Source organism: Bradyrhizobium roseum (assembly GCF_030413175.1).
Lineage (GTDB): Bacteria > Pseudomonadota > Alphaproteobacteria > Rhizobiales > Xanthobacteraceae > Bradyrhizobium > Bradyrhizobium roseum.
On the sequence record NZ_CP129212.1, the window covers coordinates 3,802,272 to 3,824,902 of the forward strand.

Genomic DNA, 22,631 nt, shown 5'->3' on the forward strand with positions numbered 1-22,631 from the left:
TCGCGGAATTCCTCCACTTCACGACGTCAGCGCGGTTCGGATCATCCGCGCCAGATCGGAACTGAGGTAAGGTTTCGGCAGCAGCAGCACGCCGGCGTCGAGCCGGCCATGATGCACGATGGCGTTCTCGGTATAACCGGACGTATAGAGCACCTTGAGGTCCGGACGCCGCTTCTGCGCCTCCGTCGCGAGCTGCCGGCCGTTCAGTCTGCCGGGCATGATCACGTCCGTGAACAGCAGATCGACGTGTTCGGGACCGTCGATGATCGCGAGCGCCTCGGCGGCATTGCCGGCGGCCAAGGTGTGGTAACCGAAGCGGCCGATCTGTGTCATCACGTACTCGCGGACCAGCGCGTCGTCCTCGACGATCAGGATCGACTCGTCGCCGTGCACCGGCTCCGCCGCGCCAGCTTCGGCGGACAACACCTCCGGCAGCCCCGCCACCGCCGGCAGATAAAGCTTAACCGTGGTGCCGTGCCCCTCCTCGCTGTAGATATTGATGTGGCCGTTCGACTGCTTGACGAAGCCGTAGACCATGCTGAGGCCCAGCCCCGATCCCTTTCCGACGTCCTTGGTGGTGAAGAACGGTTCGAACACCTTGTCGAGCAGGCTGCCGGGAATTCCTGCGCCGGTATCGCTCACTGCGACCATGACGTAGTTTCCCGGCTTGATCTCGCTGGTCATGCTCGGATAGCTCTCGTCGAGCACCACATTCTTGGTTTCGAGCGTCAGTTTGCCGCCATTCGGCATGGCGTCGCGCGCGTTGAGCGCAAGGTTGAGGATCGCGGTCGAAAGCTGGCTGGGATCGATCAGTGCCGGCGAGGAATCGTGCGCCAGCATCGACTCGATTTCGATCTGCTCGCCAAGCGTCGGCCGCAGCAACCGCGCGGAATCAATGACCAGGGCATTGACGTCGGTATTGCGTGGCTGCAGCGGTTGCCGACGCGAGAAGGCCAGCAGATGTCGCGTCAGATCTGCGCCCCTCGCCGCCGCAGCGCTGATCATGTCGGTGATCTGGGCGAGGTTCGGCCGGTCCTTGACCGCGTCGGCGAGGATTTCGATGGTCCCGGTGATGACGGTCAGAATGTTGTTGAAGTCGTGCGCCACGCCGCCGGTGAGCTGGCCGATCGCCTCCATCTTCTGCGCCTGCCGGACCTGGGCCTCGTTGGCCTCGATCTCCTGGAAACGCCGGACCATCGCTTCGGCCTTGCGCCGGTGTTCCATTTCCTCCTCGAGCGCCGCCTTGGCGTGCGCCAATTGGATGCGGGTCGGCAGCACCAGGATACGCGGCAGCATCAGGAGCAATGTCGCCGTGACGCCAAGCGATACCAACGCCAGGAAGCCCTTGACGAGGCTCTCGATGTCGTAGGCCGGGACCCACAAGGTGAGGACCGATAGCAGTCGGGCCAGCCCGCAGAACGCGGCGAACACGGCGAACGTCCAGAACACGCCGCGGAACATGACATCGCTGCGGCGACGCCACACGTAGAAACCGAGAACGAACGCGGTGACAAAAAAGGCGATGGCCAGCAAAGCGTCGGAAACGGCGTTCACCCAGATCAATTCCGGTTTCCACAGCAGGCACGCGCCATGCGGGGTGAGCATCGACATGTCCAGAATATCCTGTCCCGGGTTGAGGCTGGTCTTTCGATACTTAGGGCATGATCCGGGAAAGTGAAACCGGTCCACTGCCCTGGTGACACACCGCCTCGACCGTTGCGGTCAGGGATTACGGCGGCAGTCCATTTCACCACCGGGTGATGAATGCACTGCCGCCGCGATGCGCCGTAGCCGCGAGAATGCTCGCCAGGGAGACTTCACGATGCCAGCGCGGTCCTGATCATCCGCGCCAGATCGGAGCTGAGGTAAGGTTTCGGCAGCAGCAGCACGCCAGCGTCGAGCCGGCCATGATGCACGATGGCGTTCTCGGTATAACCGGACGTATAGAGCACCTTGAGGTCCGGACGCCGCTTCAGTGCCTCGGTCGCAAGCTGCCGGCCGTTCATTCCGCCGGGCATGATCACGTCGGTGAACAGCAGATCGACGTGTTCGGGGCCGTCAATGATCGCCAGCGCCTCGGCGGCATTGCCGGCGGCCAAGGTGCGGTATCCGAAGCGGCCGATCTGCGTCATGACGTATTCGCGGACCAGCGCGTCGTCCTCGACGATCAGGATGGACTCGTCGCCGTGTTCGGTCCCCGAGACGCCGGCCTCGGCGGCCTGCGCCTCCGGCACGCCTGGCGCGGCCGGCAGATAGAGCTTCACGGTGGTGCCGTGGCCTTCCTCGCTGTAGATATTGATGTGGCCGTTCGACTGCTTGACGAAGCCGTAGACCATGCTGAGGCCCAGCCCCGATCCCTTGCCGACGTCCTTGGTGGTGAAGAACGGTTCGAACACCTTGTCGAGCACGCTGCCCGGGATTCCTTCGCCGGTGTCGCTGACGGCGACCATGACGTAGTTGCCCGGCTTGATCTCGCTGGTCATACTGGGATAGCTCTCGTCGAGCACGACGTTCCTGGTTTCCAGCGTCAGCTTGCCGCCGTCAGGCATGGCGTCCCGCGCGTTCAAAGCAAGGTTGAGGATCGCGGTCGAGAGCTGGCTGGGATCGATCAGCGCCGGCGAGGAATCGTGCGCCAGCATCGATTCGATTTCGATCTGTTCGCCGAGCGTCGGCCGCAGCAACCGCGCGGAATCGATCACCAGGGCATTGACGTCGGTGTTGCGCGGCTGCAGCGGTTGCCGACGCGAGAAGGCCAAAAGATGCCGCGTCAAATCGGCCCCCCGCGCCGCGGCGGCGCTGATCATGTCCGTGATCTGGGCGAGGTTCGGCCGGTCCTTGACCGCGTCGGCAAGGATTTCGATGGTCCCGGTGATGACGGTCAGAATGTTGTTGAAGTCGTGCGCCACACCGCCGGTGAGCTGGCCGATGGCCTCCATCTTCTGCGCCTGCCGGACCTGGGCCTCGTTGGCCTCGACCGCCTGAAAACGACGAACCATCGCCTCGGCCTTGCGCCGGTGTTCGATTTCCTCCTCGAGCGCCGCATTGGCGTACGCAAGTTGCTTGCGTGACGGCGCCGTCAGGATCCGCGGCAGCGACAGCAGAAGCCCTGCGGTGATCCCAAGCGATATCAGCGCCAGGATACCTTTGGTGATGGCTTCAATGTCGTGGGCCGGCACCCATAGGGTGAGGATCGACAGCAGCCGTGTCACTCCGCAGACCGCAACAAAGACGCCGAATGCGCCGAACACCGCACGGAATGTCAGATCGCGGCGCCGCCACAAGAAATACCCGAGGACGAACGCGGTAGCAAAGAATGCGATGGCGAGCAGACCGTCGGAAACGGCATTCAGCCAGATCAATTCCGGCCTCCACAGCAAGCAGGCGCCATGCGGGGTAAGCGTCGACATGTCCAGAATATCCTGTCCCGGGCTGAGGGAATATTGTCGATACTTAGAGCATGATCCGGATAAGTGGGGAACCGTTTCACGCCCCCCGGTGGCAGACCGCCTCGACCTTGTTGCCGTCGGGGTCGCGCAGGAAAGCGCCATAATAGGCGGCGTGGTCGTGGCGCAGGCCGGATGGCCCGTCGCCGGTGCCGCCGGCGGCCAGACCCGCGCGCCAGAACGCATCGACCTTGCTGCGTGACGCGGCCTTATCGAGCGCCTGCATGATGGCGTATGCAGGGGGCTAGTTCGGCGCCTCTATTACGAAGCCAGCTTCAGCCGCTCCAGCGCTTCCTGCAGCTTTGCCTTCCGCTCGACTGCCGCCTCGCGCTTTTCCTTTTCTTCCTCGACGATCTCTTCCGGCGCGTTGGCGACGAACTTCTCGTTGCCGAGCTTGGCGTCGACACGCTTGATATCGGCCTCCGCCTTGACGATCTCCTTGTCGAGCCGGGCCTTTTCGGCCGAGAGGTCGATGACACCCTTGAGCGGCAGCGCCACGACCTCGCCGCGGACGAGCAACTGCACCGCGCCTTCCGGCGGACGGTCTGCGAATGAAATATCCGCCAGTCGCGCCAGTCGTTTCACGGTATCGCTCCAGAGCTGGGCCCGCGCCTGCGTTTCGGTGGACGCGCCCGACAGAACCAGCGGGATCAAGGTGGCCGGCGAGATGTTCATTTCCGAGCGCACCGATCGGATGGCGGTGACAAGATCGACCACCCAGCCGATTTCGGCCTCGGCCTCAGGATCGCTGAAATCGTCGGCGTCGAGCGCGGCCATGACCGGCGCGATCAGCGGCTCGCCGGGGCCTGCCAGCGCCATGGCAGCGATTTGCTCAGCCGTCACCGTGCTGGCCTTGCGCGGCCACTCCGCCAGCACCAGCAGGCCGTCGCGCCTGGCCGTCACCGCCCACAGTTCCTCGGTGATGAAGGGCATGAAGGGATGCAGCAGTTTGAGGATCTCGTCGCGGGCCCAGGCAGTCATGGCGCGGGTTTCGGCCTTGGCTGCGCCCTCCTCGCCCATCAGTACGGGTTTGGCGAGTTCGACATACCAGTCGCAATAGACGTTCCAGACGAAGCGGTAGATTGCATTGGCCGCATCGTTGAAGCGATAGGATTCGATTGCCTCCGAGACCTCGCGCGTGGCGCGCGACGTCTCATGCGCGATCCACCGGTTCAGGGTTTCCTTTGCTGCCGTCGGATCGAATCCGTCCGGCTTCTCGCAGCCGTTCATCTCGGCGAAGCGACACGCGTTCCACAGCTTGGTCGCGAAATTGCGGTTGGTTTCGACCAGTTGCGACGACAGCTTGATGTCGTGGCTGTGCGCCGCGCCACGCGCCAGCGCAAAACGCAACGCATCCGCGCCGTATTCGTCGATCACGCCAAGGGGATCGATGACGTTGCCTTTCGACTTCGACATCTTGGCGCCCTTCTCGTCGCGCACCAGGCGGTGGATGTAGACGGTCGAGAACGGCGCATCCTTCATGAAGTGGATGCCCATCATCATCATGCGGGCGACCCAGAAGAAGATGATGTCCCAGCCGGTGACGAGGACGTTAGTCGGATAGTAGCGCTTCACTTCCGGCGTTTCGTCGGGCCAGCCGAGCGTCGAGAACGGCCACAGTCCCGAGGAGAACCACGTGTCGAGCACGTCCTCATCGCGCGTGATGAAGCCTTCGCGTTTGGCGGGGTCCAGCGCCATCTCGCGCCCCTGCTCTTCCGTGATGACTTCCTGCTCGACGTAATAGCCGAGCGCGTTGCCGACGGCCTCCTCTTCGGTTTCTGCGACGAACACCTTGCCGTCGGGGCCATACCACGCGGGAATTTGGTGGCCCCACCAGAGCTGGCGCGAAATGCACCAGGGCTGAATGTTCTCCATCCACTCGAAATAAGTCTTTTCCCAGTTCTTCGGCACGAAAGTCGTCGCACCCGAGCGCACGGCCGCGATCGCCGGCTGCGCCATGGTCTTGGCGTCGACATACCACTGGTCGGTCAGATATGGCTCGATGACGACGTTGGAACGGTCGCCATGCGGCACCATGTGCGTGTTCGGTTCGATCTTCTCGAGGAAGCCAAAATCTTCCAGCCGCGCTACGATCGTCTTGCGCGCCGCGAAGCGCTCGACGCCTTGCAGTTCTTCCGCCAGCATCAGCGCGCCTTCGGGCAACCCGCGCAGATAGTCCTCGTTCTCGTTGAGCGCCAGGCAACCTTCGCGATCGAACACGTTGATCTGGGGCAAGTTGTGCCGCTTGCCGACCTCGAAATCGTTGAAGTCGTGCGCCGGCGTGATCTTGACCGCACCGGATCCTTTTTCGGGATCGGCGTAGTCGTCGCCCACGATCGGGATGCGGCGGCCGACCAGCGGCAGGATGACGTGCTGGCCGATCAGATGCCCGATCCGCTCGTTGTCCGGATGAATCGCAACGGCGGTATCGCCCAGCATCGTCTCGGGCCGCGTGGTCGCCACGACGACAAAGGTCGAGGGATCGTCGGGGTTGAAGGTATTGCCCTCGATCGGATAGCGCAGATACCACAGGCTGCCCTTGACCTCGACCTGCAGCACCTCGAGGTCCGAGATCGCGGTCATCAGCTTCGGGTCCCAGTTGACCAGTCGCTTGTCCTTGTAGATCAGGCCTTCGCGTTGCAGCTGGACGAACACCTTCACGACGGCGCGTGACAGGCCTTCGTCCATCGTGAAGCGCTCGCGTGACCAGTCGCAGGAAGCGCCAAGCCGCTTCAACTGGTTGACGATGGTGCCGCCGCTCTCTGCCTTCCATTGCCAGACGCGTTCGAGGAATTTGGTGCGGCCGAGGTCGCGCCGATGCTCCTGCCGCTCCATCAACTGCCGTTCGACCACCATCTGGGTCGCGATGCCGGCATGGTCTGTGCCGGGCTGCCACAGCACGTCGCGGCCGCGCATCCGCTCGAACCGGCAGAGGATATCCTGCAGCGTGTTGTTGAGCGCGTGGCCCATGTGGAGCGAGCCCGTCACGTTCGGCGGCGGGATCACGATGGTGAACGGCGCGGCTTCCTTGCGTTCCGGGCGGCCGGCCTCGAACGCGCCGCTCTCCTCCCAGATGGCGGACATGCGGCTTTCGATATCGGCGGGCTGGTAGTTTTTCTCGATCATGGCACTGCAACCGGAATGATGGGGAGCCCTCAAGCCGATCCCGTTGCCGGGCCGCTCAAGGAATGCAAGTCAAATCAACGTGGTAGCGCCCGGTCTGGAGGCATCGGTGCCGGGCTGTGCGCCTAGAAAGCCGCCACGGCGTCTCAAGTCAACCGGACAGCTGCGTCGGCGTAGCGGAGAGCCGCGGCGACGCCGGCTTAAAGCGACAACCGGGTTGGCAGCCCATCGCCGGCAACCAGATTCTTGCCGACTCGAATCCGCCCCGGAACCCGGCCTTGGCCTCAACGGCCGCCGCGCGAGACCCGCTCGATTTCTGCCTTGACGATCCGCTCTACCAGACCCGGCAAATTGTCGTCGAGCCAGGATTTCAGCATCGGCCGCAGCATTTCCTTGACCAGATCTTCCAGCGTCCGCGCATTGTTGCTCAGGACGGTATTGGCCAGCGAGTTGAAAGCAGATTCCACGGCGGAGACAGTCGAATGCGATAGAATGGGTCGTGCCGGTGCGCTCTCGAAGGGCGGCTCCGGTGGACGGCGAGATGCTCTGGCTTCGGTGAATTCGATGTCGTCCGGGGGCTCGACCTTGTTGAAGCTTGCGGGAGGTGGTGGTGGCGGCGCCGGCACCGCCATTTCGTCGGTGAGTTCGAATACGTCCGGCTCGGGCTCGGGTTCGGGCGGCGCCGGCCTGATCTCGGCCTCGGGCGTCGCGGCATCGAGGCTCGCCAGCATGGCGTCGATGTCGTCCTGATTGTTGCTGACGGGTGCCGGCGCAGCTGCAGGCGGTGGCGGAGCCGGCTTCGGCGCGGGGGCCGGCTTCGGAGCCGGCGCAATCGCCGATGGCGGAATATCCTTCATCACTGGCTTTGGGGCTGCCGCCGGGCCTGCCGGCTTTTCGGCAGCGGCAGGCTTCGCCTCGTCGTCGGCTATGATGCGACGGATCGACGCCAGAATCTCCTCCATCGAGGGCTCTTGGACCTTTGCAGGTTGCGTCATCTCCGACTCCACATCGAAACCATTTTATACCAAAGCCACGGAGGAATTGCCGGTTCCGGATGTGAAGGCCGGGATTTTCATCGCACAAGCCCTACTTGTCCCCAGATCAAAGCCCGCCCGCAGCATCGCGCGCGGGTCTTGCTCCCCTCAAGGCGACTCCAGCCCACGTCCATGAAATGCAAGGACGCGGACCACGAATCGCTCAGCTCGCCCAGGAAACGGTACGTCATGGCCACAATTGATTGCAAGCAACGCGCCCGGCACAACCGGCGCCGGGCGATGATATTCGTCCCGCCCATGCGGGAACAGCGCTGATATCAGCGGCCGTCCGGCGTACGAACGCCGGCCCAGCTGTCGCGCACCTGATGGTAGTGCACGCTCGGATCGTAGACCGTGGTCGGCAGGTTGAGGACCTGCGGCGACAGCCTTCCGACCTTGTCCAGCACGGAGTATGACGCCACCACGCGATCATGCTGCGCGGTGACGAGCGCCACGCGGGCATTGACCAGCGCCTGTTGCGCGTTGAGTACGTCGAGCGTGGTGCGCTGTCCGGCCTTGGCTTCCTCGCGAACGCCGTTCAGCGCGATTTCCGACGCCTGCACCTGCGCCTGGGCGGACTGAACCTGCGCCTTGCCGGCGACGAGCTGCCCCCATGCCGTGACCACGTTGGCGCGGGCCTGGTCGCGGGTCTGGTCGAGAATGAGGCGCTGCTGCGCGGCCGTTTCCTTGGACTGGCGGATCAGCGAATATTCGGCGCCACCCTGATAGATGGGAACGTTAAGTTGCGTGATGGCGGACGCGCCGAACGAGCGGTATTGCACCAGGCTCTGCTCATAGGTCTGCTGAACCGAGGCCTGAAGCGTGACCGTGGGCAACAGCGCGCCTTCGGCCACCTTGACCTGGAGGTAGCTGACGTCGATGCCGAACATCGCCGCAGTAACATTCGGATTTTGCGTCAGGCCGAGCTCGACGGCGGCCGGCAGCGTCGATGGCAAATAGCGGTCGACCGGCGAGCCCGGCGCGAGCGCTTGCGGCTCGTTGCCGATGATGCGGCGGAAGTTGCCGCGCGTCGTCGTCAGATTGGCTTCTGCGGTCAGCAGCTGCGTCCGGCCGGCAGCCAGCTGCGCCTCCGACTGCGCCACGTCGGTGCGGGTAACTTCGCCGACGTTGAAGCGGTCGCGCGTTTGTTTCAGCGTCTGCTCGAGGACGCGGACGTTGCTCTTCTGCACCTCGACGATCGCCGAATCGCGCAGATAGTCCATGTAAGTCGTGGCGGCACTGAGCAAGACGGTCTGTTCGAGTGCGCGCAAGGCTTCGCGCGCGCCCGAAACCTGCCCTTCGGCTACTCGGGTTCGGTTTGCGGTCTGCTGGCCGTTGAACAGCGTCTGCGTGACGGTCGCGCCGACGCTGCGCGGCGCATTGGCGCCGTTGATTGGCGGTGCCCTGCCGACGTTGAGGTCGCCGGTGTTGGTAAGGCTGTCGCTATATTGGTAGCCCGCACTCGCCGTCACCGAAACCTTCGGGCGGTAGCCCGAAAGCGCCTGCGGCACGTTCTCGTCGGTGACGCGCACCTGCGATCGCTGTGCATTGAGCTGCGGATTGCTTTGATAGGCGCGCACCAGCGCGGCCTCGATCGTATCGGCCAAGGCGGGCATCGGGCCCATACAAGCTACAAGAAGGACCGAAGCCGCCGCCCCGGTGAATACCTTCACCCCACGCATCCCTGGTAATCCATTCATTTTTATTCGCCGGCCCAAAATCACGAGCAAAACCATGGACCGGGCGCCGCTTCAGTCGAAGTGAGTCCCGGCTCACCTTAGTCCGCACGTAAGCCGGACGGAACCACCCCGCAAGCAAACGACGTCGAAACTCTGTACGTGGGGCAATCGGGCCACACTTCTGATTTCGAAGAGGATTTAGCCGACGACCAAGGGCGAATATTGGGCGCCGAAACGGCTGAAACGCTAGAAAACAAAGGCCGGAACAAGTTCCATGCCGGGCAGCACGGGGGCTGCAGCATCAAACAATGTGCGGTGACCGAAATCGCCGTGCGAAGCCGTCACGATGGTGGCCCGCGCCGGCCGCGATGTCGCGAAAACGCCTACCAAGCGGCCGCCGCTGCGCAATTGCGCATAAAGATGCTCCGGAACGACCTCGGTCGCGCCGTTGAGAACGATGACGTCGTAAGGCCCTCTCGCCGCATCGCCGTAGGCCGATGCTGCGGCCCGGACGGCCACATTTCCACAGCCATTATTGGCCAGGATCGCCTGCGCCTTCGACGCGAGCGCTGAATCGCTCTCGATCGCGCTCACCTCGGTGGCGAATCGGGCGATCACGGCAGCGGCATATCCGCTCGCGCAGCCGACCACCAGAACGCGGTCGCTCTGCTTGATTTCGGCCGCCTGCAGCATCTTCGCCAACACGACCGGCTTGATCAAAAACCGTTTAGCCGCGCCGCCCTCGCTGACGTCGAGATCAAGGTCCAGATAGGCTAGGGCCTGCTTGTTTTCGGGAACGAAGGCCTCGCGCGGCACCGCCAGCATGGCATCGAGAATTCGGATATCTGTGACGTCGCTCGGACGCACCTGACCATCGACCATTTTCTGGCGCGCGGTCGCAAAACCGGACATAGCTTTAAGACCCTGAGAGCTGGCAGCAAGGCCGCCGAAGGAGCTGAAACCGCGTCATCTTTGGTACAAGCGCCGGCAAAACGCAACACGCGGGCGTCGGTTGCCGGACGGATGGCCAATCGTGCAAGGTACCTCGATCGACCACGGTGAGCCCTCGGTCGCGGGTATCGATTCGGTTTCCTTGAAGTCTGGCAGGCCGGTCCATCCCGGCATGTGCGGGGGTTCCGCCCTCCCAGGTTCCTGCCGCCGTTGTCTGGAACGCACTAAACCAGCAAATCCCTGTCGCGAAGTGGCTTTCCGGACCACCGTGTCCCGAATGCACAACTGGCGATTTGGTCCTTTGCAAGCCCGAAAGGCTTTGTTATACGCTCCCCGCCGCGAACCTTTGTTCGCCTGTTCCTCGGTAGCTCAGCGGTAGAGCATTCGACTGTTAATCGAATGGTCGCTGGTTCGAATCCAGCCCGGGGAGCCAGCCACGGCTCTTGTCTCCTCCATCAGCCCGCATGTACCCTCCGACACGCCATATAGTGTCTTGATCGGCACCGTCCGATCCGTACGCAGAAGCATGCCGCCCCTTTTCGGCTTTTGGTGCAGCCCACGGCTCCCGTTTCCGGTACTCACCGCATTTCCGCGAATACTGTCGCAACTCATTTGTGCGGTCAGCAAGACCACAACCTTATCCATACCGGTGAACGCGATTCGGGACACAACTCAAGGATTGAAATTTAATTTTACGAATTTAAATGTGTTCCCTGGGTGACCGGATTATGTCAGGTTGGGTTCCATTAAATAGATCGTTGAATAGCGGGGGCGTATCATGGGCAGCGCATTTAAAATTCTAACCGCAGGGTTACTCGCCGGCTTGGTGCATTCACCGGCAAGCGCAGCCCTTGTCAGTTTCACCGGCGACGGCAATTTTTCGAACGTTACCAATTGCAGTGGAGGCAGCCCCGGCTGCTCCATTACCAACAACGGCAACGTGCTCAACATGTCAGGCGCGGCGAAAAACCATAAGCCGAGCACGCTGACCATCACCGACATTATCGGGACCGACATTTCCACCAACAAGAACGATTTTGTTATCGGCAAGATCACTTGGGTTAATCTGGCTACGTACAACACCGACCAGAATTTCAACGTCAATTACTCGTTTTCGCTGCACTTTACTTCGCCGAGCGATTCGCTTGATTCTCAGCTGTTCAACCTGAACATCCGTCAAACGACCAACCCCTCCGCCGACAACGTGTTCAGCATCACCCAGTCGACGCTGAGCAACCTTGGCCCGTTCATCCTCAACGGCGTCGAGGTTTCCGACATTCACTTCGTGGAGTATGGCGATGGATGGTACGATGGCAGCAAGTGGACCAACCCTGAGGGTGGTACGTCGACGCTTAAGATCGTGGCGGACTTCAAGTCTGTGATTGCCGCGCCGCCGGTACCGGAACCATCGACATGGGCGATGATGATCCTCGGCTTTGCGGGTGTCGGCTTCATGTTCTATCGTCGCGACCGTGGCGCGAAAGCTCTCACGGCCACCTGACCTGACGCCGGGCCCGCTTACTGCGGAAAAACCGCGGCGCAGCTCGGGCTCAGGCTCGCCTTCTGCCGGCGCAGGCAAGCTGTGATGGCGCGAACATTCGGGATCTCCCCCGCACAGAGCCGATAGACGTCCGGCGTGCAGGCCTTGCGCTGTTCGGGGGTGCCTTGCTGGGCAGTCGCCGAGTTGCTCGCAAGCAGGACGAGCAGGAACCCGAACGCCGAAGCCCGGCGGTAACGAAACAGAACTTCCGCGCGTCGCGCAAACCTTGCCTTCATTGCCGCATCTCCCTGGACCATGCCCGCCCTGACACGGGCAGCCGTCATCCGCGGATACGCGAACTAAATTTTGCGAAAAGTGATTTTTCTCACACATCCCCGCAAGTGTACGGGGCTAGCCTTCCGGCGGGGAACTCAACACTTTAGTAACCAGCTTTGCTGCGGCGCCCGAATCCTTAAAATTCGAACGATCCGTTCAATCTGGAAACAAAATCGATCTGAGACCATCGCCTCTGGAACCCCGGAGAGCGCGATGAGCGAAGTTGAATACGATTTGCTGCTGGAAGCCGTCGAAACGGCCGTTACCACAGCCCCGGAGGATGATTTCGTGGTCCAGACCCAGCGCCTTTATACGTCGCCGCGTGCCGCCAACGACAACGGGGCCCGCTGGCCGCTAGTGCCGTTTCCCGAGGGCTGGTACGCCGCCTGCTGAGTGCGGACGAACTCACGCATCACCGGCCTAAGCCATTGATTATGTGGATGGAGGCCACGACCAGAATTGAACTGGTGTACACGGTTTTGCAGACCGTTGCGTAACCACTCCGCCACGTGGCCCCATCGGCGTTTCTTATACGCCCCGCTCGGGATAGGCAACAAAGCAGCTCACATCCGATGCCTCCGCCGGCTGGCAGGCGGGACGGTCCGGACTTCCGCGGCGTTCGCGCCTATTTGGTTCGCGGCGGCGCGCCCTTGCGGCGCCGAAAGTCCCGCTTTTTCGGCTTCGGCGCGAGTTCCGGCATTTCGGCCTGCACTTCCCGATACCGCGCCAGCATGTGCTCAAAGCTCGCGTTGAGCGTCTCGGCAATGTCCGGCCGCTTTTCGAGGCCGGCCAGCAGCAGGCCTGCGGCCTCGATGGTGGAGAGGCCGTCGCCGCGCGGCTCCTTGCGGAGCTTGCCGTAACGCGACGGTCGCTTCGGGCCCAAAACGACCCGCTGGCACTTCAGCATCCATGCGTTGCGCCACCATAGCGCCTTGGCCTGGCTCCAGGTGCCATCGAGCAGCACGATGCCTTCGATGTCGGAGAGCATGGCACGCTGGTGCGGCTCGACCTCGCCCTTGCGGTTGATCGCAACGATCTCGGCATCGGTATCGAGATCGGCGACCTTGGCCGAGCCGAGATACAGCACCGCCCAGCGCGAGGGATCGTCGACCTTCCGCCCCAGCGCCTTGGACAGGCTTGGCCAGGACAGTCCGATCTTGAGCACCGCATCCTTGAAATGCATCGCCGTCAGCCGCGCGGTGCCGAGAGCCCTGTCCTGCTCCTGTGGGTGCTGCAGGATCAGCAGCGAGATCTTGCTTTTGATCGGCGTGACGCTGTCGCAGATGCACAGCGGGAGCGGCTTGCCGCAATGCGGACAGTCCGGGACCACCTCCTCGGCGGCGCCGGACTTGAGATTGGCTTGTTGTGACATCCGCCCGCTATACGCTTCGTGGCCAGTAATTCAACTATTCCGCGGGGACGGGGAGCGGCGCTGGCCGCCATCGCTGCCGCAGCCGGTCGATCAGGAGATAGATCACCGGCGTGGTGTAGAGCGTCAGGATCTGCGACACGAACAGCCCACCGATGATGGTGATGCCGAGCGGCCGGCGCAGCTCGGTGCCGGGGCCGGTGGCGATCACCAGCGGAATGCCTGCGAACAACGCCGCCATGGTCGTCATCAAGATCGGCCGGAAGCGGGCGCTGCACGCCTCGAAGATCGCATCCGCCGACGAGAGGCCGCGGTTGCGTTCGGCATCGAGCGCGAAATCCACCATCATGATGCCGTTCTTCTTGACGATGCCGATCAATAGAATGATGCCGACAAAGGCGATCACGGTCAGCGGCGTGTCGGTGACCTGCAGCGCCAGCAGCGCGCCGAGCCCGGCCGACGGCAGCGTCGAGATGATCGTGAGCGGGTGCGCCAGGCTCTCATAGAGCACGCCGAGCACGATATACATCGCCACCAGCGCGCCGAGGATCAAGAGCGGCTGCCGCCCGCTGGTCTTGTTGAAATCGCCGGCATTGCCGTCAAAACTGCCTCGGATGCCTTCCGGCATGTGCAGTTCCTCGACCGCGCGCTGGATGTTCGAGGTTGCGACCTGCAACGGCACGCCGGGCAGCAGATTGAACGAAACCGTCGTCGAGGGAAACGATTGCGAGTGATAGACCGCGAGCGGAGACAGGCCGCGATGGTAGCGCACCACGGCCGACAGCGGCACCTGGGCATCGCCGGCGCCGGCGACGAAGATGCGCTCCAGGCTGGACGGATCGGCCTGCAATTTTGGATCAATCTCCAGCACCACCATGTACTGGTTGCGCTGGGTGTAGACGATCGAAATCTGCCGCTGCGCGAATGCATTGTTCAAGGCGTTGTCGATATCCTGGACGCGCACGCCGAGGCTCGACGCTGTTTTGCGGTCGATTACCAGCGACAATTGCAGGCCGCCGGGATCGCGGTCGCTGGAAATGTCGGTGATGCCCTCCACCGTCTCCATACGCTTGGCCACCAGCGGTGCCCATTTCTGCAACAGTTCGAGGTCGGTGCTCGACAGCGTATATTGATAGTCGGAATCGCTCTGCCGTCCGCCGGCACGGATGTCTTGCGCGGCGAACATGAAAAGGCGGATGCCGGCGACCCGATAGAGATTGCGCCGCAGCCGGTCGATGACCTGCGCGGTCGACAGGCCTGCTCGCTCTTCCGGCGGCTTTAGGCTGATGAACATGGTGCCGCGGTTGGAACCGCCGCCGCCGGGGCCTACGGTGCCACCGAGCGAGGAGCCGACGCTGGCGACAGCCGGATCCGCCATCACGATATCGGCCAGCTGCTGCTGCAGCCCCAGCATCGCCTGGAACGAGGTGTCGGGCGATGCGCGCGTGGCGCCAATCACGAACCCGCTGTCATCGGTCGGGAAATAGCCCTTCGGCGTTTTGATATACAGCACCACCGTCAGTGCGATGGTGGCAAAGAACACCAGCAGGGTCAGGAACGGGAAGCCGAGCACCGCCCGCAGCGTCCAGGTGTAGAAAGCAACGATGCGCGACAGCGAGCCCTCGACCAGCCGGTCGAACCATGTCGCATGGTTCGAGGTCGCTTCCTTGATGTAGTGCGCGCAGATCATCGGCGTGACGGTGAGCGAGACCACGGTCGATACCACGATGGCAAAGGTCAGCGTCAGCGAGAATTCGCGCAACAGCCGCCCGACGAGGCCATCCATGAAGATCAGCGGCGTGAACGCCGCGATCAGTGACAGGCTGATCGACAGCACCGTGAAGCCGATCTGCCTGGCGCCCTCGAGCGCAGCCGGATACGGCGCCATGCCCTGCTCGAGGTTGCGGTACATGTTCTCGATCATGACGATGGCGTCGTCGACCACGAAGCCGACCGAGATCGCCAGCGCCATCAGTGACAGATTGTCGATCGAGAAGCCGGCAAGCCACATCCCGGCGCAGGTGCCGGCCAGCGCGAGCGGCACCGAGACGCCGGCCGCGATAGTCGGCGTCAGCCGCCGCAGGAACACGAACACCACCAGCATGACGAGGAGGGCGGTCGCCAGCAGCGTATACTGCATGTCGAGCACGCTGGCGCGGATGGTGTTGGTGCGGTCGACCAGCGTCGAAATCTCGACGCCGCCCGGCAGCCACTGCTTCAGTTCCGGGATCAGCGCCCTCACCCGGTCGACGGTGTCGATGACATTGGCATCGCCCTGCTTGGTGATCTGGATCAGCACCGCGGGCTGCTTGTTGAACCAGGCGATCGAGCGGCTGTTGCGGACGGAATCCTCGACCTCGGCGACGTCGGCGAGGCGGACGAAATTGCCGCCCGAACTCTTGACAATGATGTCGCGGAATTCGGCCGCGGTGCGCATCTGCTTGTTGGTCGAGATCGTCTCGCTCTGGCGGCCGCTGTTGAAGATGCCGACCGGCCCCAGCGGATTGGCATTGACGATGGCGAGCCGCACGTCATCGGTGGCGATCCCGGCGTTCGACAGCGCCACCGGGTTGAGCGCGATCCGCACAGCCGGTTGGTCGGCGCCGGAGACGGAGACCTCGCCGACACCCGGCACCTGCGAGATGCGCTGCGCGATCACGGTATCGGCGGCGTCATACATCGCGCTGGTCGTCAGCGTCTTGGAGGTCAGCGCCAGCACGAACACCGGCGCCGCCGACGGGTTGGCCTTGCGGAAACGCGGCAGCGACGGCAGGTCCGTCGGCAGGTCCGCCAGCGAGGCGTTGATCGCAGCCTGCACGTCGCGCGCGGCGCGGTCGATATCGCGGCCGATCGAGAATTGCAGCTGAATGCTGGTCGAGCCCAGCGAACTGGTCGAGGTGATCTGCTCGATGCCGGCGATCTGGCCGAGCCGCCGCTCCAGCGGCGCCGCCACGGTCGCCGCCATCACGGACGGATCCGCGCCGGGACGCGTCGCCGAGACCCGGATCATCGGGAAATCGACGTTGGGTACCGAGGAGACCGGCAGAAAGACATAGGCGACGATGCCGACCAGAAAGAGCCCGATCGCCAGCAGCGTGGTGCCCACCGGCCGCCGGATGAAGGGCTCCGAGATCGATGCCATCTACTGCATCCCCTCGGTCGCACCGGCCACCGTCGGGCCCGGAGGCCCGGGATCCGGCACCGCCTTCTCGATCTTGCGGTTGAGCCGGTCGAGCGCAAGATAAATGACCGGCGTGGTGTAGAGCGTCAGCAACTGGCTCAACAACAGGCCGCCGATGATGGAAATGCCGAGCGGAAAGCGCAGTTCGGCGCCGGTTCCGCTTTCGACCGCCAGCGGCAGCGCACCGAACAGCGCGGCCAGCGTCGTCATCATGATCGGGCGGAAGCGCAACAGGCAGGCCTGCACGATGGCTTCATGGGGCGACATGCCCTGATGCCGTTCCGCGTCCAGCGCGAAATCGATCATCATGATCGCATTCTTCTTGACGATGCCCATCAGCAGGATGATGCCGATCAGGCCGATCACCGAGAGGTCCTGTCCGAACAGCATCAACGCCAGAATGGCGCCGACGCCGGCGGATGGCAGCGTCGAGAGGATGGTGATCGGGTGGATGTAGCTCTCGTAGAGCACGCCGAGCACGATGTAGATCGTGACGATCGCCGCCAGGATGAGCCAGGGCTGGCCGGCCAGCGACTTCGAAAACTCGGCCGCGTCGCCCGAATAAACGCCGACGATGCTGCCGGGCATTGCCATATTTGTTTCGATCTTCTTCACCGCCTCGACCGCATCGCCCAGCGCCTCACCGGGCGCGAGGTTGAAGCTGAGCGAGACGGCCGGAAACTGCGCCAGATGCGAGATTGCCAGCGGTGCGGTGGTGCGAGTCAGCGTTGCGACCGCCGACAGCGGCACCTGAGCGCCGGGTGTGCCGGCAGTCGTGCTCGCGGCTCCCGGGAGATACAGCTTCGAGAGGATCGACGGATCGCGCTGGTAGATCGGCATCGCCTCCAGCACCACGCGGTACTGGTTGGCCTGGCCGTAGATGGTGGAAATCTGCCGCTGCGCAAAAGCGTCGTTGAGCGTGTCGTTGACCGCCTGGAGGCTGACGCCGAGCTGGCCGGCGCGCTGGCGGTCGATGTTGAGCGCCGCACGCAGACCGCCCTCCTGCGCTTCCGACGAAACGTCGCGGAACAGCGGATCGCGGCGCATCTCGGCAACCAGCTTCTGCGACCACAGCGAGACCTGCGCGGCGTCGGTGCCGGTCAGCGTATACTGGTACTGCGAGCGGCTCGACTGGGTCGATATCTGCACGTCCTGCACCGGCTGGAAATAGATGGTCATGCCGGGGATCGAGGCGGTGCGCTGTTTCAGCCGGTCGATCACCACCGAAATACCGTCTTGCCGCTCACCGCGCGGCCGCAGCGTCATCACCAGCCGCCCGACATTGGTGGTCGGGTTGACCGAGCCTGCCCCGATCACCGAGACCACGCCGACGACGTCAGGGTCGGCCTGGATCGCGGCCGATGCTGCCGCCTGCCGGCTCTGCATCTCGGCGAAGGAAACGTCGGGACCGGCCTCGGTCACCGCCGTGATCGAGGCGGTATCCTGCAGTGGCAAGAAGCCCTTCGGCGCGATCACGTACAGGAAGAGCGTCGCGGCGATGGTAGCGAACGTCACCACCAGCGTCGCGCGCTGGCGCAGCAGCACCCACAGCAACGTGCGATGGTAGAGATCGACCGTGCGATCGATGAAGCGGCTGACGGCGGCCAGCCCCGGAACCGTCATCTCGTTGCCGGCATGCTTGAGCAGCCGCGAACACATCATCGGCGTCAGCGTCAGCGAGACGACCGCCGAGGTCACGACCGCAATCGTCAAGGTCAGCGCGAATTCGCGGAACATGCGCCCGACCAGCCCGGACATGAACAATAGCGGAATGAACACCGCGATCAGCGACACCGTCAGCGAGATCACGGTAAAGCCGATCTCGCTGGCGCCCTTCAGCGACGCCTCCATCACCGACTCGCCGTTCTCCATGTGGCGGACGATGTTCTCGATCATGACGATGGCGTCGTCGACCACGAATCCGGTGCCGATGGTCAGCGCCATCAGCGACAGATTGTCGAGGGAAAAGCCGGCAAAATACATGATGCCGAAGCTCGTGATCAGCGACAGCGGCAGCGCCACGCCCGCGATCAGCGTCGCGCGCAACGACCGCAGGAACAGCAGCACCACCAGCGTCACCAGCACCACCGACAGGATCAGCGTGAATTGGACGTCACGGACGGAGGCGCGAATGGTCACGGTGCGGTCGGAGACGATCGTGAGATTGACGCCGGCCGGGATCGCGCGCTGAATTTTTGGGATTTCCGCGCGGATCTGCCGGACCACCTCGATCACATTGGCGCCGGGTTGCCGCTGGATATCGATGATCACGGCCGGCGTGCCCTGGTACCAGCCACCGGTACGATCGTTCTCCAGCCCGTCGATGATGATGGCGACGTCGCCGATCGTGACCGGGGAGCCGTTGCGATAGGCGATGATGATCGGCTTGTAGGCGTCCGCGACCGCGATCTGGTCGTTGGCGGCGATGGTGTAGGCCTGCTGCGCGCCGTCGAGCGATCCCTTCGGCCCCGAGACGTTGGCGCCGGCGATTGCCGCGCGCAGGTCCTCCATCGAGATACCGTAGGCGGCAAGCCGGGCGAGATCCGCCTGCACCCGCACCGCCGGCTTCAATCCGCCGAGGACCGCCACGCGTCCGACGCCGGAAATCTGGCTGAGCCGCTGGCCCAGGATCGTATCGGCGATATCGCTCATGGCGCGCAGCGAAATCGTCTCCGACGTCAAGGCGAGCGTCAGGACCGGCGCATCGGCCGGATTCACCTTGGCGTAGGTCGGGGGATACGGCAGGTTTTTCGGCAGGATACCCGCGGCCGCATTGATCGCGGCCTGCACGTCCTGTGTCGCGCCGTCGATGTCGCGGTTGAGATCGAACTGCAGCGATATCTGGCTGACGCCGAATGACGAGGTCGACTGCATCGACGACATCGACGGAATCTGCCCGAGCTGGCGCTCCAGTGGCGCCGTGATCAGCGACGCGATCACGTCGGGGCTGGCGCCCGGCAATTGCGTCGTCACCTGCACGGTTGGGAAGTCGACCTGCGGCAGCGCCGAAACAGGCAGCGCCCAATAGCCGAGCGCGCCGCCGATCATCAGCGCGATCCCCAACAGCGAGGTCGCAATCGGCCGGCGGATGAATGGTTCGGAGACGCTCATGGATGCGTTCTCACTTTGCGGCGCCGCCCGCCTGCCCATCTGCCGGCGCGGGTCCGGTTTGCCCCTTCTGATCGCCCTCGCCGCGCTCGCGCTTGCCGCGGCCTTCCTTGCTCTGGCCTTCCCCGGGCTGAGCGCCCTTGGCATCGGGGCTGCGGCCGCGCTTGCGCGGCGCCAGATCGGCTGACGGCGCCCGGTCGTCGGTGCCGATCAGCACCTTGGCGCCGTCGGACAGGTTGGCAAAGCCCGTGGTCACGACGCGGTCAGAGGTCGTGAGGCCGCTGGCGATCACGGCGTCGTTTTCGTTCTGCTGCGTCACCACGACCGGCTTGGCGGTTGCGACATTGTCGGGACCGATCACATAGCTGAACGTCCCGGCAGGGCCGCGCTGCACCGCCGAGGTCGGCACCACGATCGCCTTGTCGAGCGTCTCGACCTTCAGCCGCACGTTGACGAACTGCCCGGGCCAGAGCTGGAATTTCGCGTTGGGAAATTCCGCCTTCAGCTTCAGCGTGCCGGTGGTCGGATCGACCTGGTTGTCGATGCCCTTGAGCGTCCCGGTATCGACCACGGTCACGCCGTCATTGCCGAACACGTCCACCGCCAGCGCACCCTTGCCGGCAGCGGCGTTGACCCGCACGATCTGCTGCTGCGGCAGGCTGAACTGCACCGCGATCGGTTGCAACTGGGTGATGATGACGAGGCCGGTGGCGTCCGAAGCGCGGATGATGTTGCCCTGGTCGACCTGACGCAGGCCGGCGCGGCCCGACAGCGGCGCGATGACCTTTGTATAGCCGAGCGTCGCCTTTGCGTTATCGATCGCGGCCTGGTCGGCATTGATCAGCGCTTCCTGCTGAGCCACCACCGCGCGCTGCGTATCGGCCTGTTGTTTTGATCCGGCGTTCGACGTGGCCAGCTGCTGATAGCGTGCCAGGTCGAGCTTCTGGTTGGCGAGCAGCGCCTCATCCTGCGCCTTCTTGGCCACCGCCTGGTCGTACTGCGCCTGATAGATCACCGGGTCGATTTCGCCGAGCACGTCGCCCTGCTTGACGTCCTGGCCTTCGACGAAATTCACCTTGATCAGCTTGCCGTCGACCTGGGCGCGTACCGTCACCGTGTTCAGCGCGCGTACCGAGCCGACCGCATCGAGATAGACAGGAACGTCCTGCGTCCGGGGCGTTGCCGCCAGCACCGGCACCGGGAGGTCGGGTCGTGCGCCGGGCCCGCCGCGGCCGGACTGCTTCTGCTGAAAGGCATTCCATCCGAGATAGCCAAGGCCGCCGAGGATCAGTAGCGTCATCGTCAGCGACACGATCCGTCGGCCGACGCCACGCGCGGCGCGCTTGCCCGCCGTCTTCGCGTCGTCTGGTTCCGGCTTAAAGAGCATTGACCGGCCTTTCCATCCTGGGCTCCCAGCCGCCCCCCAGCGCCTGATAGAGGCTGACAATCGCGAGCAGCCGGGCCAGTTGCGCCTGCGACAGCGCATCTTCGGCCTGGAACAACGTCAGCTGCGTGTTTAGCACGGTTACGATGTCAGAAGTGCCGGCGCGCAACTGCTGCTCGGACAATTGAAACGCCCGCCGCGACGCCGCCACCACCTCGCGCTGCAGGCGCAGCCTCTCGGTGGTCTGGCGGATCGAATACAGCGCGTTATCGACGTCGGCGAAGGCCTGCACCACCGTCTTGCGGTAGGTCTGCAGCAGTTCATCCTGCCGCGCTTTGGTCAGCTCGAAATTGCCGAGGATCCTGCCGCCGTCGAAAATCGGCTGGGTCAGGCTGCCGACCATGCTGAAAAACGCGGCGTGCGGCTGAAACAGCGAAGTCAGCGCCGAGCTCTGGTATCCGCCCTGCCCGGTCAACTGAATGCTCGGAAAAAACTGCGCGCGGGCGCTGCCGACGTTGGCGGTCGCCGAGGCCAGCTGCGCTTCCTGCCGGCGGATATCTGGACGCTGCGTCAGCAGTTCCGACGGCAGGCCGGGCGTAACACGCGGCGCGGCGATCTGGTTGAGCGACCCGCCATTGACCCGCACCGCTTCAGGCGGCCGCGATACCAGGGTCGCCAGCGCATTGATGTTCTGGTCGAGCGTCTGCCGCAGCGGCGGCACCAATGCGCGCTGGTTGGCGAGCACACTCTCCTGCTGGGCAACGTCAAGATCGTTGCCGGTGCCGGCGGCCAGGCGGTCCTTGATGGCGTTGAGGATGCGCTCGGCGCTGGCGATATTGCGCTGCGCGGTACGAATGCGGTCCTGGGCCGCCAGCACCTGGAAATAGGCGTTGGCCACCGTCGTCAGCGTGGTCAGCGCGACGACGTCGCGGTCGAATCGACCGGCGACCGCGGTCTCTTCAGCGGCCTGCGCGGCGTCGCGGTTCTTGCCCCAGAAATCCAGCTCGTAACTGGCGCTCAGCGAGGACGAGTAATTGACCACCTCGCGGCCGCCATTGGTCAGGCCGCTGGAGCTGGAGCCGGAGGTGCGGGAATAGGTTTCCTGTCCGGTGCCGCTGAGGCTCGGCAGCAGCGCCGCGCCGGTAATCCGCGCTTGTGCATCGGCCTGTTTGAACCGCGCGGTGGCGGCGGCGATATCGAGGTTCACGGTCTGCGCCTCCTCCATCAGCGCCGTGAGTTCGCGCGAACGGAAGCCGCGCCACCAGTCGAGCGTCGGCGGCGCATCCGGGGCCTTTGAAGGCCGCGCCGCTGCCTTGTAGCCCTCGGGAACGTCGAGCGCGGGATCGGGCAGATCCTTGGTCAGGATGCAGCCCGCGGAACTGGCCAAGATACCGAGTACGGCGAGCAGCCGCGTCAGCCGCCTGCCCCCTGGAACAATCGCAGGCCACCCTCCGAACGCCGCCATGGCAATCCGATCGGTCACACCCGTTCTCCACCGGGCAAATCCCGGCCCGGCGTACGACGAACGCTTTTCCTGATAGTT

15 protein-coding genes and 2 tRNA genes are annotated in these 22,631 nt (G+C 63.9%); 3 read left to right on the plus strand and 14 right to left on the minus strand.

What is annotated here, in order from left to right; all coding sequences use genetic code 11:
• Positions 1-18: 18 nt before the first annotated feature.
• From QUH67_RS18270 to QUH67_RS18300, 7 genes are all read right to left on the minus strand, one after another.
• Positions 19-1,611, minus strand: coding sequence for an ATP-binding protein (locus QUH67_RS18270; protein WP_300940176.1), 1,593 nt, complete (start codon positions 1,609-1,611; stop codon positions 19-21).
• 206 nt (positions 1,612-1,817) lie between these two features.
• Positions 1,818-3,407, minus strand: a complete 1,590-nt coding sequence (locus QUH67_RS18275) for an ATP-binding protein (protein WP_300940177.1) — start codon at positions 3,405-3,407, stop codon at positions 1,818-1,820.
• A 76-nt stretch (positions 3,408-3,483) separates the two neighbouring features.
• On the minus strand, positions 3,484-3,669 hold the full coding sequence (locus QUH67_RS18280; RefSeq protein WP_407080333.1) for a VOC family protein: 186 nt from the start codon (positions 3,667-3,669) through the stop codon (positions 3,484-3,486).
• A gap of 35 nt (positions 3,670-3,704) precedes the next feature.
• Positions 3,705-6,569, minus strand: coding sequence for a valine--tRNA ligase (locus tag QUH67_RS18285; protein ID WP_300940178.1), 2,865 nt, complete (start codon positions 6,567-6,569; stop codon positions 3,705-3,707).
• Between the two features lie 281 nt (positions 6,570-6,850).
• Positions 6,851-7,561: a PopZ family protein gene (locus tag QUH67_RS18290; RefSeq protein ID WP_300940179.1), complete on the minus strand. Its 711-nt coding sequence runs from the start codon at positions 7,559-7,561 to the stop codon at positions 6,851-6,853.
• Between the two features lie 317 nt (positions 7,562-7,878).
• Complete coding sequence (locus tag QUH67_RS18295; RefSeq protein WP_300940180.1) at positions 7,879-9,282, minus strand: TolC family outer membrane protein; 1,404 nt, start codon at positions 9,280-9,282, stop codon at positions 7,879-7,881.
• A 243-nt stretch (positions 9,283-9,525) separates the two neighbouring features.
• Positions 9,526-10,191 carry a protein-L-isoaspartate O-methyltransferase family protein gene (locus QUH67_RS18300; protein ID WP_300940181.1) on the minus strand — a complete coding sequence of 222 codons (666 nt, stop codon included), beginning with the start codon at positions 10,189-10,191 and terminating at the stop codon, positions 9,526-9,528.
• 397 nt (positions 10,192-10,588) lie between these two features.
• Between QUH67_RS18300 and QUH67_RS18305 the strand changes: the two genes are divergently transcribed.
• Both QUH67_RS18305 and QUH67_RS18310 read left to right on the plus strand, forming a co-directional pair.
• Positions 10,589-10,663, plus strand: a tRNA-Asn gene (locus tag QUH67_RS18305).
• Between the two features lie 345 nt (positions 10,664-11,008).
• Complete coding sequence (locus tag QUH67_RS18310) at positions 11,009-11,731, plus strand: choice-of-anchor K domain-containing protein (RefSeq protein ID WP_300940182.1); 723 nt, start codon at positions 11,009-11,011, stop codon at positions 11,729-11,731.
• A 17-nt stretch (positions 11,732-11,748) separates the two neighbouring features.
• On the opposite strand, the gene QUH67_RS18315 is transcribed toward QUH67_RS18310, so the two are convergent.
• The gene (locus tag QUH67_RS18315) at positions 11,749-12,006 is read right to left on the minus strand and encodes a hypothetical protein (protein WP_300940183.1); all 258 of its coding nucleotides are present in this window, start codon (positions 12,004-12,006) and stop codon (positions 11,749-11,751) included.
• A gap of 253 nt (positions 12,007-12,259) precedes the next feature.
• Here QUH67_RS18315 and QUH67_RS18320 point away from each other — a divergent pair, with 253 nt between their 5' ends.
• On the plus strand, positions 12,260-12,439 hold the full coding sequence (locus tag QUH67_RS18320) for a hypothetical protein (RefSeq protein WP_300940184.1): 180 nt from the start codon (positions 12,260-12,262) through the stop codon (positions 12,437-12,439).
• Positions 12,440-12,487: 48 nt separating this feature from the next.
• On the opposite strand, the gene QUH67_RS18325 is transcribed toward QUH67_RS18320, so the two are convergent.
• From QUH67_RS18325 to QUH67_RS18350, 6 genes are all read right to left on the minus strand, one after another.
• Positions 12,488-12,561: transfer RNA gene (locus QUH67_RS18325), tRNA-Cys, on the minus strand.
• A gap of 110 nt (positions 12,562-12,671) precedes the next feature.
• Positions 12,672-13,418 carry a tRNA-uridine aminocarboxypropyltransferase gene (locus tag QUH67_RS18330; protein WP_300940185.1) on the minus strand — a complete coding sequence of 249 codons (747 nt, stop codon included), beginning with the start codon at positions 13,416-13,418 and terminating at the stop codon, positions 12,672-12,674.
• Positions 13,419-13,452: 34 nt separating this feature from the next.
• A complete protein-coding gene (locus QUH67_RS18335; protein ID WP_300940186.1) occupies positions 13,453-16,557 on the minus strand; it encodes an efflux RND transporter permease subunit in 3,105 nt (1,034 codons plus the stop codon).
• On the minus strand, positions 16,558-19,707 hold the full coding sequence (locus tag QUH67_RS18340; protein WP_300940187.1) for an efflux RND transporter permease subunit: 3,150 nt from the start codon (positions 19,705-19,707) through the stop codon (positions 16,558-16,560).
• A 10-nt stretch (positions 19,708-19,717) separates the two neighbouring features.
• Entirely contained in the window at positions 19,718-21,091 is a 1,374-nt protein-coding gene (locus QUH67_RS18345) for an efflux RND transporter periplasmic adaptor subunit (RefSeq protein ID WP_300940188.1), read from the minus strand.
• Positions 21,081-22,553, minus strand: a complete 1,473-nt coding sequence (locus tag QUH67_RS18350) for an efflux transporter outer membrane subunit (protein WP_300948091.1) — start codon at positions 22,551-22,553, stop codon at positions 21,081-21,083. Before QUH67_RS18350 ends, QUH67_RS18345 begins: the two co-directional genes overlap by 11 nt.
• Between the last annotated feature and the right edge of the window lie 78 nt (positions 22,554-22,631).

What these genes read in the sequence shown, in the direction of transcription:
- QUH67_RS18270 (WP_300940176.1), bottom strand. Translation starts at nt 1,611, where the DNA reads ATGTCGATGCTCACCCCGCATGGCGCGTGCCTGCTGTGGAAACCGGAA.
- QUH67_RS18275 (WP_300940177.1), bottom strand. Translation starts at nt 3,407, where the DNA reads ATGTCGACGCTTACCCCGCATGGCGCCTGCTTGCTGTGGAGGCCGGAA.
- QUH67_RS18295 (WP_300940180.1), bottom strand. Translation starts at nt 9,282, where the DNA reads ATGCGTGGGGTGAAGGTATTCACCGGGGCGGCGGCTTCGGTCCTTCTT.
- QUH67_RS18300 (WP_300940181.1), bottom strand. Translation starts at nt 10,191, where the DNA reads ATGTCCGGTTTTGCGACCGCGCGCCAGAAAATGGTCGATGGTCAGGTG.
- QUH67_RS18345 (WP_300940188.1), bottom strand. Translation starts at nt 21,091, where the DNA reads ATGCTCTTTAAGCCGGAACCAGACGACGCGAAGACGGCGGGCAAGCGC.
- QUH67_RS18290 (WP_300940179.1), bottom strand. Translation starts at nt 7,561, where the DNA reads ATGACGCAACCTGCAAAGGTCCAAGAGCCCTCGATGGAGGAGATTCTG.
- QUH67_RS18320 (WP_300940184.1), top strand. Translation starts at nt 12,260, where the DNA reads ATGAGCGAAGTTGAATACGATTTGCTGCTGGAAGCCGTCGAAACGGCC.
- QUH67_RS18315 (WP_300940183.1), bottom strand. Translation starts at nt 12,006, where the DNA reads ATGAAGGCAAGGTTTGCGCGACGCGCGGAAGTTCTGTTTCGTTACCGC.
- QUH67_RS18310 (WP_300940182.1), top strand. Translation starts at nt 11,009, where the DNA reads ATGGGCAGCGCATTTAAAATTCTAACCGCAGGGTTACTCGCCGGCTTG.
- QUH67_RS18340 (WP_300940187.1), bottom strand. Translation starts at nt 19,707, where the DNA reads ATGAGCGTCTCCGAACCATTCATCCGCCGGCCGATTGCGACCTCGCTG.
- QUH67_RS18335 (WP_300940186.1), bottom strand. Translation starts at nt 16,557, where the DNA reads ATGGCATCGATCTCGGAGCCCTTCATCCGGCGGCCGGTGGGCACCACG.
- QUH67_RS18350 (WP_300948091.1), bottom strand. Translation starts at nt 22,553, where the DNA reads ATGGCGGCGTTCGGAGGGTGGCCTGCGATTGTTCCAGGGGGCAGGCGG.
- QUH67_RS18280 (WP_407080333.1), bottom strand. Translation starts at nt 3,669, where the DNA reads ATGCAGGCGCTCGATAAGGCCGCGTCACGCAGCAAGGTCGATGCGTTC.
- QUH67_RS18330 (WP_300940185.1), bottom strand. Translation starts at nt 13,418, where the DNA reads ATGTCACAACAAGCCAATCTCAAGTCCGGCGCCGCCGAGGAGGTGGTC.
- QUH67_RS18285 (WP_300940178.1), bottom strand. Translation starts at nt 6,569, where the DNA reads ATGATCGAGAAAAACTACCAGCCCGCCGATATCGAAAGCCGCATGTCC.